General features: G+C 64.1%; 10 protein-coding genes. 6 read left to right on the top strand and 4 right to left on the bottom strand.

Translation table 11 applies throughout. The features are described from left to right. Positions 1-230 precede the first annotated feature (230 nt). The gene (locus ACE04F_RS04610; protein ID WP_486105205.1) at positions 231-560 is read left to right on the top strand and encodes a hypothetical protein; all 330 of its coding nucleotides are present in this window, start codon (positions 231-233) and stop codon (positions 558-560) included. A 4-nt stretch (positions 561-564) separates the two neighbouring features. Here the strand turns inward: ACE04F_RS04610 and ACE04F_RS04615 are convergent, their stop codons facing one another. Then, positions 565-2,430, bottom strand: coding sequence for a sigma-54-dependent Fis family transcriptional regulator (locus ACE04F_RS04615; protein WP_486105207.1), 1,866 nt, complete (start codon positions 2,428-2,430; stop codon positions 565-567). A gap of 343 nt (positions 2,431-2,773) precedes the next feature. Between ACE04F_RS04615 and ACE04F_RS04620 the strand changes: the two genes are divergently transcribed. The 5 genes from ACE04F_RS04620 to ACE04F_RS04640 all read left to right on the top strand — a co-directional run bounded on the left by ACE04F_RS04620 (position 2,774) and on the right by ACE04F_RS04640 (position 8,134). Continuing rightward, the gene (locus tag ACE04F_RS04620) at positions 2,774-3,847 is read left to right on the top strand and encodes an ATP-NAD kinase family protein (RefSeq protein ID WP_486105209.1); all 1,074 of its coding nucleotides are present in this window, start codon (positions 2,774-2,776) and stop codon (positions 3,845-3,847) included. A 2-nt stretch (positions 3,848-3,849) separates the two neighbouring features. Further along, a complete protein-coding gene (locus ACE04F_RS04625; RefSeq protein ID WP_434604870.1) occupies positions 3,850-4,827 on the top strand; it encodes a thiamine pyrophosphate-dependent dehydrogenase E1 component subunit alpha in 978 nt (325 codons plus the stop codon). Positions 4,828-4,859: 32 nt separating this feature from the next. Further along, on the top strand, positions 4,860-5,876 hold the full coding sequence (locus ACE04F_RS04630; RefSeq protein ID WP_486105211.1) for an alpha-ketoacid dehydrogenase subunit beta: 1,017 nt from the start codon (positions 4,860-4,862) through the stop codon (positions 5,874-5,876). Beyond that, positions 5,876-6,988 (top strand): acetoin dehydrogenase dihydrolipoyllysine-residue acetyltransferase subunit, encoded by a 1,113-nt coding sequence (locus ACE04F_RS04635; protein ID WP_486105213.1) that lies wholly within the window; start codon positions 5,876-5,878, stop codon positions 6,986-6,988. The genes ACE04F_RS04630 and ACE04F_RS04635 overlap by 1 nt, the downstream gene beginning before the upstream one ends. 81 nt (positions 6,989-7,069) lie before the next feature. Then, the gene (locus ACE04F_RS04640) at positions 7,070-8,134 is read left to right on the top strand and encodes a 2,3-butanediol dehydrogenase (RefSeq protein WP_486105229.1); all 1,065 of its coding nucleotides are present in this window, start codon (positions 7,070-7,072) and stop codon (positions 8,132-8,134) included. A gap of 73 nt (positions 8,135-8,207) precedes the next feature. Here ACE04F_RS04640 and ACE04F_RS04645 read toward each other — a convergent pair whose 3' ends face one another. The 3 genes from ACE04F_RS04645 to ACE04F_RS04655 are packed head-to-tail and all read right to left on the bottom strand — an operon-like array spanning position 8,208 to position 9,628. Beyond that, positions 8,208-8,708 (bottom strand): DUF6644 family protein, encoded by a 501-nt coding sequence (locus ACE04F_RS04645; protein WP_486105215.1) that lies wholly within the window; start codon positions 8,706-8,708, stop codon positions 8,208-8,210. Beyond that, positions 8,708-9,058: a DUF6152 family protein gene (locus ACE04F_RS04650; RefSeq protein ID WP_486105217.1), complete on the bottom strand. Its 351-nt coding sequence runs from the start codon at positions 9,056-9,058 to the stop codon at positions 8,708-8,710. The genes ACE04F_RS04645 and ACE04F_RS04650 overlap by 1 nt, the downstream gene beginning before the upstream one ends. Before the next feature lie 15 nt (positions 9,059-9,073). After that, positions 9,074-9,628 carry a DinB family protein gene (locus ACE04F_RS04655; protein ID WP_486105219.1) on the bottom strand — a complete coding sequence of 185 codons (555 nt, stop codon included), beginning with the start codon at positions 9,626-9,628 and terminating at the stop codon, positions 9,074-9,076. Positions 9,629-9,740 lie beyond the last annotated feature (112 nt).

Raw genomic sequence — 9,740 nt, forward strand, 5'->3', positions numbered from 1 at the left:
CCCCCCCCCCCCCCCCCCCCCCACGGGTATGCGGATTCCAGAACGGAGAACAGCTGTACAAGTACTCGTTGACGAAAACAAAAGTACTTAAAAGTTAATGGGTTATAAGATATTCACGAAGTGGTTTCTAAGTCCCGCTGCAAAAATCGGAGAGAAGTGAAAATGCTGGCCCCTTGCTCATCCACACCAGGTCAAACTTCTTTCATTTCAGAAAGTTGGACGACAAACCTATGCGCGTTTCTATCTGGATCGCGGCGGCCATGTTGCTGGCCGCTGTCTCGCTTGAAGCCCAGGCCAGGGCGCTTACCCCGAACCAGCAGTCGGTGTGTCGCTGGGGTTCGGACATTGCGGCGGGCGCCCAGGCGTCGAAGCTGTCCGGTGTGAGCCTGTATGGGGCGCGCAAGAAGCTGCAAGTGCGCAAATTTCCGCGCCCCTGGATGCGCATGACTGCCCTGGGCATTACCGAGCAGACCTACAACAGCGCATCGCGGCTCAAACCTGCCGCCGTCAAGCAGACCTATTACGAACAATGCGTGCGTCACGAACTGGCCCGACGATAAGGGCTCAGCCGGGGCTCCTGCCAGGCATTTCGATGCCATGCTGATGCACCCGGCGATACAGCGTCGCGCGGGAAATACCCAGGGCCCGGGCCGCCGGGGTGGGTTTCCAGCGGTGACGCATCAGGGCGTCGAGTAATGCCTGGCGTTCCGGGCTGGCGCTGGGTTCTGGCCCCCGAGCAGCGGTTTCGCTGCCATGCAGTGAGTCCGGCAAATGGCTGGGCTGGAGCACGCTCCCGTCGCAGACCGCGCAGGCATAACGCAGCACATGCCGCAACTGGCGCACATTGCCCGGCCAGTGATAACCGAGCAGGCATTCCAGCGCTGGGCCGCTCAGCTGCACCGCGCCCCCGCACAGGGTCGATTCTTCCTCGAGGATGCGGTTGATCAACGCCAGCCGGTCTGTGCGCTCGCGTAACGGCGGCAATTGAAACCGGGCACCGCCGAGGCGGAAGTACAGATCCTCGCGAAACTCGCCGGCTGCCACCAGGGTTTCCAGGTCACGGTGGGTGGCGCAGATCACCTGAATGTCCACCGCCTTGCGCCGCGCCGCGCCCAGCGGCGCCACTTCGCCTTCGGCCAGTACCCGCAACAGACGGGTCTGCAGGCTCAGGGGCATGTCGCCGATTTCGTCAAGAAACAGCGTGCCGCCATCGGCTTGTAGCAGCAGGCCCTGCATGCCTTTGGCCGAAGCGCCAGTAAAGGCGCCGGCGACATAACCGAACAATTCGCTTTCGATCAGGCTTTCCGGAATCGCCGCGCAGTTCAGGGCCACGAAAGGTCGCTCTCGACGCCGGCTGGCCTGATGCAACTGGCGGGCAAAGACTTCCTTGCCGGAACCGGTCTCGCCCTGGATCAGCACCGGCAGGTTGCGATCCTTGACCCGCACCGCCAGGTTCAGGCTGTCGGCCAGGCGTGGATCGAGCTCGGTCGGGGCCATCGTGGCGCGCTTGCGTGGGGTCGCCCGGCGTCGCGGCGCGCTCAGGCGGCCATGCAGGAATGGGTCGAGCGGATAGAGGCTTTCGTCACGGGCGCGGTGCAACAGCTGCGGGTCGAAGACTTGGCTGATATGCCGGGGCAACTGGCCGTAGCGCTCCAGCAAGTAATGGCGCGCCGCCGGGTTCAGGGCTTGCAGGCAACCGTCGTCATCCCAGGCGAACAGGAAATCCGGCTGGCTGTCGACATAGCCGGCGTTGCGATGGGCGCGCAAGACCCAGTAGCCCTGGGCACTGCTCATGAAAAACGCCTGTTCGATCTCCCGTGCGCTTTGCACCACCATTTGCCGGATCAGGTGCTGGGAGCGTCGATCGTCCGGCGAACGCACCGCCGAAACGTCCAGCACCCCGAGCAGTTCTCCTTGCGGATCGAAGACCGGCGCGGCGGAGCAGGTCAGGCCGATGAACGCGGCGCGAAAGTGGTCGCGCTTGTGTACCGTCACCGCCGTCCTGGCGGTGAGCACCGCCGCCACGCCGCAAGTGCCTTCTTCACCCTCCGACCAACAGGTGCCCAGGTACAACCCGGCCTTGCGGCAGTCGTTGCGCAGGGTGGTTTCCACCCGGTAGTCGATGGTCTGGCCCTGGGCATCGGTCAGCAGCACGCAATAGTCGGCATCGCGCACCCGGCCATGCAGGCGCGCCACTTCATCGCTGGCGATGTTGAGGAACAGTTCCGAGCGCTCGCGACATTGCTTGAGCACGTCGTTGGAGAGGATGCGCGGGCCCTGCAGCGAGCCGGGGTCCAGGTGGTGTTGCTCCATGGAGCGGCGCCAGGAGTCGAGAATCAGGTCCGGCACCGGCAGCTGCGGCAGTTGCGTGGCGGTCTTCAGCACGCGGCTGACGCAATCCACATGCGCCCGGGAGTGAGCGGAAAGCATAGGGGCCTCCGGTTCAGCTGCTTGTCGTTGTGCGCACATTAAGCGCTGATCACCGGGCGCCGGCAAGCCCGGCGCAGCGCAGGCATCGGGGTGAGACGCCACGTCTCAGCGTCTCGCCGTCGTCCCGTGCAGGCTGACATGTGGCGTCTCACCAAACCCCTTCCCAGCGCACCCGAATTTGCGTTTAAAGGGCTCTATATCGAGGCTTTCCAGCATTCAACGGGTAACTGGCACTGGCCTTGCTCAAGGCCTTGGACCCACATCAGGTGGGCTTCCAAGAATAAGAAGAGGTGCCTATGTCTATCTGCCCAGGTCATTTGCCTGTCTACCCCGTGGTGGCGACATGAGTCGCCGTCCGCTCACCGTCGGCATCATCGCCAACCCCGCATCGGGCCGCGACGTACGCCGCCTGACCGCCAACGCCGGGCTGTTTTCCAGTACCGACAAAGTCTCGGTGATCCAGCGTCTGCTGGCCGCGTTCGGCGCCACCGGCATCGAACGAGTGCTGATGCCGACCGACATGATCGGCATGGCCGCCGCCGTGCTGAAGAACAGCCACAGCCGCCAGGCCCGTAGCAGCCGTTGGCCGGCCCTGGAGTTTCTTGACCTGACCCTGCGCCAGACCGTCGAGGACACCCGCCGGGCCGCGCGCCTGATGGCCGAGCGCGAAGTGGCGCTGATCGCCGTGCTCGGCGGCGACGGTACCCACAAGGCAGTGGCCGCTGAAGTCGGTGACATCCCGTTGCTGACCCTTTCCACCGGCACCAACAATGCCTTCCCGGAACTGCGCGAGGCCACCAGTGCCGGGCTGGCCGGCGGGTTGTACGCCAGCGGGCGGATTCCCGAGCACATCGGTTTGCGTCGCAACAAACGCCTGCTGGTCTGTGACGCCGGGCGTGGCTTGCGCGAAGTCGCCCTGGTGGACGTCGCCGTGTCGCCGCTGCGCTTTGTCGGCGCGCGGGCCATCAGCCGGGCGCAGGATCTGGCCGAAGTCTTCGTGACCTTTGCTGAACCGCAATCCATTGGCCTGTCGGCGCTGTGCGGCTTGTGGTTCCCGGTGTCCCGCCAGGCCCCGGGCGGCGCCTGGATGCGCCTGGACCCGCAATCGCCCGAAGCGCTGCTGGTGCCGCTGGCCCCCGGTCTGCTGCAGGGCTGTGGCGTGCTCGCCGCCGGCCCTTTGGAGCCCGGCGTTGCCCACGGCTTGTCGCTGTCCAGCGGCACGCTGGCCCTGGACGGCGAGCGGGAAATCGAATTCAACGCCCATGACCGACCCACGATCACCCTCGATGCCGGCGGCCCGCTGAGCATCGACGTCAACGCGGTGCTCAGCTACGCCGCGCAACAACGCTTGTTGGCCATCGGTCGCGAGCACCCGCAACACCCCTTGAACCTTCAAGAAGACACCCCTGGAGAATAAAAATGTCGACACCGCTCACCCACGATCAATTGCTGCACGCCTATCAAGTGATGCGCACCATCCGCGCCTTCGAAGAGCGCTTGCACGTGGAGTTCGCCACCGGCGAGATCCCCGGTTTTGTTCACCTGTACGCTGGCGAAGAAGCTTCGGCCGCTGGCGTCATGGCCCATCTGGGCGATGACGATTGCATCGCCTCCAACCACCGGGGCCATGGTCATTGCATTGCCAAGGGCGTCGATGTCTACGGGATGATGGCCGAGATCTACGGCAAGAAAACCGGCGTCTGCCAAGGCAAGGGTGGCTCGATGCACATTGCCGATTTCGAGAAAGGCATGCTCGGTGCCAACGGCATCGTCGGCGCCGGCGCGCCCCTGGTGGTCGGCGCCGCCCTGGCGGCCCGGCTCAAGGGCACCGACAGCGTCGCCGTGGTGTTTTTTGGCGACGGCGGCTCCAACGAAGGCGCGGTGTTCGAAGCCATGAACATGGCCTCGGTGTGGAACCTGCCGTGCCTGTTCATCGCGGAAAACAATGGCTACGCCGAAGCCACCGCGTCGAACTGGTCGGTGGCCTGCGATCACATCGCCGACCGCGCCGCCGGCTTCGGCATGCCCGGGGTGACGGTCGACGGCTTTGACTTCTTCGCCGTGCATGAAGCGGCCGGTGCCGCCGTCGAGCGCGCCCGGGCCGGGGAAGGGCCGTCGCTGATCGAGGTCAAGCTGACCCGCTACTACGGCCACTTCGAGGGCGACGCCCAGACCTATCGCGCGCCGGACGAGGTCAAGCATTTTCGCGAGAACCAGGACTGCCTGATGCAGTTCCGCGAGCGCACCACGCGGGCCGGCCTGCTCACGGTCGAGCAGTTGGACCAGGTCGACAAGGAAGTCGAGCTGCTGATCGAAAACGCCGTGTACAAGGCCAAGTCCGATCCCAAGCCCGCAGCTGCCGACCTGCTGACCGATGTCTACGTCAGCTATCCCTGAATCCCCTTAAAACAAGAACAGAGAATCCCATCATGGCGAGAAAAATCAGCTATCAGCAGGCGATCAACGAAGCCCTGGCCCAGGAAATGCGCCGCGATTCCAGCGTGTTCATCATGGGCGAGGACGTCGCTGGCGGCGCCGGTGCACCCGGTGAAAACGACGCTTGGGGCGGCGTGCTTGGCGTCACCAAGGGGCTTTACGAGCAGTTTCCCGGACGCGTGCTGGATACCCCGCTCTCCGAGATCGGCTACGTCGGCGCGGCGGTCGGCGCGGCTACCTGCGGCGTGCGCCCGGTGTGCGAACTGATGTTCGTCGACTTCGCCGGGTGCTGCCTGGACCAGATCCTCAACCAGGCGGCGAAGTTTCGCTACATGTTCGGCGGCAAGGCCGCCACGCCCCTGGTCATCCGCCCCATGGGCGGCGCCGGCCTGCGCGCCGCCGCCCAGCACTCGCAGATGCTCACGTCCTTGTGGACGCACATTCCGGGGCTGAAAGTGGTCTGCCCGTCATCGCCCTACGACGCCAAGGGCCTGCTGATCCAGGCGATTCGCGACAACGACCCGGTGATCTTCTGCGAGCACAAGTTGCTCTACAGCATGCAAGGCGAGGTGCCCGAGGAGCTCTACAGCGTGCCGTTCGGCGAAGCCAACTTCCTGCGTGACGGCAAGGACATCACCCTGGTGTCCTATGGCCGGTTGGTCAATACCGCTATGGACGCGGCGCGCAACCTCGCCGGGCGCGGCATCGATTGCGAGGTGATCGACCTGCGCACCACCAGCCCGATGGACGAGGACAGCATCCTCGAAAGTGTCGAGAAGACCGGCCGCTTGGTGGTGATCGACGAGGCCAACCCGCGCTGCTCGATGGCCACCGATATCTCGGCGCTGGTCGCGCAAAAAGCCTTCGGTGCGCTCAAGGCGCCGATTGAAATGGTCACCGCGCCGCATACCCCGGTGCCGTTCTCCGATTCCCTGGAAGACCTGTACATCCCCGACGCGGCGAAGATCGAACAAGCCGTGCTCAACGTGATCGAGTGGAGCAAGCGCTGATGAGCCAGATTTTTACCCTGACCATGCCCAAGTGGGGCCTGTCGATGACCGTGGGCCGGGTCGATGCCTGGCTCAAGGAAGAGGGGCAGGCCATCACCAAGGGCGATGAAGTGCTGGACGTCGAGACTGACAAGATCTCCAGCAGCGTGGAGTCGCCGTTTTCCGGCATCCTGCGTCGGCAGGTCGCCCGCCAGGACGAAACCCTGCCGGTCGGCGCCTTGCTCGGCGGCGTCGTCGAAGGCGAGGCCAGCGACGCCGAGATCGATGCGGTTATCGAGCAGTTCCAATCCAGTTTCGTCCCGGGCGACGCCGCCGATGAGGACAGCGGCCCGAAACCGCAGAAAATCGAGCTGGATGGCCGGCTGATCCGTTACTTCGAGCGCGGTGAAGGCGGCACGCCGCTGGTGCTGATACATGGTTTTGGCGGCGACCTGAACAACTGGCTGTTCAACCATGAAGCCCTGGCCGCCGGACGGCGGGTCATTGCCCTGGACCTGCCGGGCCATGGTGAATCGGCGAAAACCCTGCAGCGTGGCGACCTCGATGAATTGAGTGGCGTGGTGCTGGCCTTGCTCGATCACCTGGATATCAATGCCGCTCACCTGGTGGGGCATTCGATGGGCGGGGCGGTGGCGTTGAACGTCGCACGGCTGATGCCGCAGCGCTTGCGCTCGCTGACCCTGATCGGCAGCGCCGGCCTGGGCGCGGAGATCAATGGCAGCTACCTGCAGGGCTTCGTCGACGCCGCCAACCGCAATGCCCTCAAGCCGCAGCTCGTGCAACTGTTCTCGAATGCCGAGCTGGTCAACCGCCAGATGCTCGACGACATGCTCAAGTACAAGCGCCTCGAAGGCGTGGACGCGGCCCTGCGCCAACTGGCCGAGCGTGTTTTCAAGGACGGCCGCCAACAGGTGGACCTGCGCGAAGTGGTCCAGGCCGGCCACGTGCCAACCCTGGTGATCTGGGGCAGTGACGACGCGATCATCCCGGCGGCTCATGCCGACGGCTTGGCGGCGCGGGTCGAGGTGCTGCCAGGCCAGGGGCATATGGTGCAGATGGAGGCAGCCGAGCAGGTCAATCGATTGATCCTGGATTTCATTCAGCAGCACTGATCGAGCGGGCGGCGACTGATTAGCCGCCCCGCCAGAATGGGAGACACCGCTATGAACGTTTCAATCAAGCCGACCCGCAGCATGCGCGCCGCCGTCTGGCATGGCCGCAACGACATCCGCGTCGAAGACGTGCCGCTGCCGGTTTCGCCCCCTGCCGGTTGGGTGCAGATCCGCGTGCAATGGTGCGGAATCTGCGGCTCGGACCTGCACGAATACGTGGCCGGGCCAGTGTTCATCCCGGTGGAGGCGCCGCACCCGCTGACCGGCATCAAGGGCCAGTGCATCCTCGGCCACGAATTCTGCGGCGAAATCGTCGAATTGGGCGACGGCGTCGAAGGTTTCAGCGTCGGCGAGCCGGTGGCGGCCGATGCCTGCCAGCATTGCGGCACCTGTTATTACTGCACCCACGGGCTGTACAACATCTGCGAGAACCTGGCGTTCACCGGATTGATGAACAACGGCGCGTTCGCTGAATTGGTCAACGTCCCGGCCAACCTGCTCTACAAACTACCGGCGGACTTCCCCGCCGAGGCCGGCGCGTTGATCGAGCCGCTAGCGGTGGGCATGCACGCGGTGAAGAAGGCCGGCAGCCTGTTGGGTCAGAACGTGGTAGTGGTCGGCGCCGGCACCATCGGCCTGTGCACCATCATGTGCGCCAAGGCCGCCGGCGCGGCCCAGGTGATTGCCCTGGAAATGTCCGGCGCGCGCAAGGCCAAGGCGCTGGAAGTCGGTGCCAGCCACGTCATCGATCCCAACCAGTGCGATGCCCTGGCCGAAGTACGCCGCCTGACCGGCGGCCTGGGTGCTGACGTCAGTTTCGAATGCATCGGCAACAAGCACACCGCCAAGTTCGCCATCGACCTGATCCGCAAGGCTGGCAAATGCGTATTGGTGGGCATATTCGAAGAACCAAGCGAGTTCAACTTCTTCGAGTTGGTATCCACCGAGAAACAGGTGCTCGGCGCGCTGGCCTATAACGGCGAGTTCGCCGACGTGATCGCGTTCATCGCCGACGGGCGCCTGGACATTTCACCGCTGGTGACCGGGCGTATCCAGTTGGAGCAGATCGTCGGGCAGGGTTTCGAGGAGTTGGTCAATAACAAGGAGCACAACGTCAAGATCATCGTGTCTCCCGCACGTATCTGAGGGCGCCTGAGGTGGGCGATTGGCGATGGCCGGCAGCGGCCATCGTGTTTTTTTGCTATGGCTCAGGTATGGCTCAGGTGTAGGCCAGCAATCGACCGCAGAGAATCACCGCGATCCATAGCATGATCGATACCAGTGCCTGGACGCGTGCCAGGCCGGGTGCCTTGCGGCCGGTATTCCATTGTTCGACCGAACGGTAGGTTCCAGCATGAAACAGCAGGGCGTTGATGCCCGCCGCTGCAATCAGACCGAGCTTGAGGACAAAGACGTTATTGCCGGCGAAATCCTGCGGGTGCGCGCTGAACATCATCAGCCCGGCCGGTACGATCAGCAGCAGGGCCGCAACTGCCCAGGTCAGCAGGTGCCGGGCGAGGGCGGTCACGGCGATGGCCTTGGTCAGGCCGAGGACGCGCAAGTCGAACATCACCACCGCGCCCACCAGCACCGAAAAGCCGATGATGTGCATCACCTCCACCAGCGGGTACAGCCATAGCTCGTCGCGCATGGCCAATGCCAGCGACGAGTCGGCCAGCCGGTCCATCCAGCCCTGCGCGGCTGGACCTGTCGCCTGCATCAGCGCAACTCGGTGGTCTTGTCACCCATGGTGATGCGCTCGGCACGGAGTTCATCGGGTTTGTTGCGGTTGGCATAGCCGACCACGGTGGCTGAGTTACCCGCCTTGAGCATGTCTTTGGTCAGCCCTCGGCTTTCCATGCGTGATGGCGGCGCCAGCACCACGGTCCAGGTCTTGTCGGTGGTTTGCAGGCGCACGGTGCCGTGGGGATGGGAATAACCGGACTCCTTTATCGTGCCTTCCAGCGTCAGCGGGTTGCTGGCGTCGTATTCGCTCCAGCCATGGTGGGCAAACGCCGCCGTGGCGACCAGCAACGACGATAAACCAATGCAGCGAAGGGTGAGGTTCATGACAAGCTCTCCGGTTCAATTGGGATGATATTCGCTCCAGACCCGCTGCCCGTCGAGTTGAAGCAGCTGTTCTTCGACCTCGCGGAAACGTCGGTCGCAGTCGAGAAAGAACTCATCGAGTTGCGGCGGCTCGACGTGGGTGGCGCTGAGCATGGTATGGACCTGGCCGCGGTGGTGGATCTGGTGCTCGAACAGATGCAACAGCAACCGGTCGATCCGCTCGCGTACCCTGCCGTCGGCGCGCACCAGTTCGATGGAGCGGGCCAGGTCGGTTTCCCGCAGGGCTTCGCAGAAGGCCACCAGCCGGTGGTCGGTCTTGCCCTGGTGTTCCTTGAGATCAGTGAAAGCCAGGGTCTGGGAGAAATCCCGTTGCTGGCCGTCAACATCGCCTTGCAGGGCAGTCAGGTAATAACGGTCTACCTCAAGGATGTGGCACAGCGTGGCTTGGATGGAGGGGAAAAAACTGGTGCGGTAGGCTTCGTATTCGGCCGTGTTCAATTGCGCGCATGCGCCCAGCAGCCGGTGGTTGGCCCATTGGTTGTTCAGGGCCTGGGCCAGGAAATAGTTCATGGGACGCCTCCCGTTCGCGTCGTTGCGCCGGGCGAAAGCGTAGCAAAGACTGGCGATGGCGACGTGTTGCTGGTCGGTTGGCACAGCATTCGCACCCAATCCCCTGTGGGAG

The sequence above is a fragment of the Pseudomonas sp. AGC41 genome (genome assembly GCF_057334555.1).